At 39.7% G+C, this 1,313-nt stretch carries 2 protein-coding genes; both read right to left on the bottom strand.

Annotated elements, in window-relative coordinates; all coding sequences use genetic code 11:
- Positions 1 to 69: 69 nt before the first annotated feature.
- A complete protein-coding gene (locus AC1DRF_RS28155; RefSeq protein WP_013057043.1) occupies positions 70 to 204 on the bottom strand; it encodes a hypothetical protein in 135 nt (44 codons plus the stop codon).
- Positions 205 to 342: 138 nt separating this feature from the next.
- Positions 343 to 1,313 (bottom strand): dicarboxylate/amino acid:cation symporter (locus AC1DRF_RS28150; RefSeq protein WP_477742328.1); only part of this gene is annotated, 971 nt, incomplete at its 5' end.

The following is a 1,313-nucleotide window of genomic DNA, read 5'->3' as shown; positions in this document are numbered from 1 at the left end:
GGTTATGAAGTTCTCTCTAAAAATAAAATGACGTTAAAGAACGCAGGCGCTGCGCTCTTTAACGTCATTTTATTTTCGTTCTTCAGCTTGATGCTCTTGTTTGTTTTGCTCAGTAAGACGTTTTTGATGAGCTTTTGTTTCTGCGCTTACGTGATTCGCATCATTCGGTTGGTTTTTCTTTGAACCTCCTGCAGCGTTACTCATTAGACGACACCTCCAGTCCGGTTATGAAACATACCTTTAGAATGTGCGTATGTACAGACTTTATACACCGCTATCGATATTACTGCACATGAAAAAAGCAAAGGGAGAGTCACTAAGACTGTTCCCTTTGCTTTTTTACTAAGCGACTTTATCGGTGGTGATAATTTTGTTAATCCAGTMTTTTCCTTCTGTAAACCTTGTAACAAGCATGGCTGTTACTGTATTTCCCGTACTGTTTAAGAGCGTAGCAGGGGCGTCAATAATTGTGGAAATGACCGCAATAATGGGCAGAACTTCTGGCGAAAATCCGTAAATTGTAATGATTAACATTTCGCCAATCATACCGCCTCCAGGGATTGCTCCCATTACGGCTCCAACTAAAAAGGCTACGCCTAAAATGCTCAAAATACTCGTAGCAGACGTCATATCTTTGCCAAACAAACTGAATAAGAAAACAATCTTTAGAATACCACCGATAACAGAACCATCTTTATGCGTGTTTGCTCCTAGTGGAATCACCGTTTCAGCGATATCCAGCGGCACACCCATTTTCTTTGTTGCATCTAAATTGACCGGAATAGATGCAGCAGAAGAACAGGTAGCAATAGCGGTGATAGAAGGAGCAGCTGCATTTTTCCAAAACAGCTTAATTCCTGCTTTACCGCCAGCAATCCATGCGTATRGCGTAAAGAAACCGAAATAGTAAACGATTGCAATTAATAAATAAAGAATAAATGCTCTAGCGTACCCTTGTAAGATCTTTGGTCCAAGTTCTCCTACTACAGTAGCGAAATAGCATCCTAAACCAATTGGGGCATAGTACATCACAATTTTAACAACCTTCATCGATACTTCTTGACCCGAAGTCAGAAATTTCGCCATAGGCTGTCCTTTTTCGCCGGCCATTGTGGTAGCAATACCGAAAATAACGGCAAAGACAATTAATTGTAAAATGTGCTCTTTCGAAAATAACTGAACAAAATCAGGTACAGTAAATGTACTAACAAGCTGAGTTAAAAGTGTCATTTTTTCAGCTGTATTTTCACTGTCACCCATCAATTCTTTAATGGCAGAAGTATCTACATTATGTAGCGGATTGTAAAGTGATG

Source organism: Priestia sp. P5_B4, assembly GCF_056400385.1.
Note: the sequence above shows the minus strand (reverse complement) of the source record. Positions and strands in the feature narration are given on the sequence as shown.

Bases quoted from the DNA above. Each gene is read 5' to 3' on its own strand.
- AC1DRF_RS28155 (WP_013057043.1), bottom strand. From the start codon at position 204: ATGAGTAACGCTGCAGGAGGTTCAAAGAAAAACCAACCGAATGATGCG.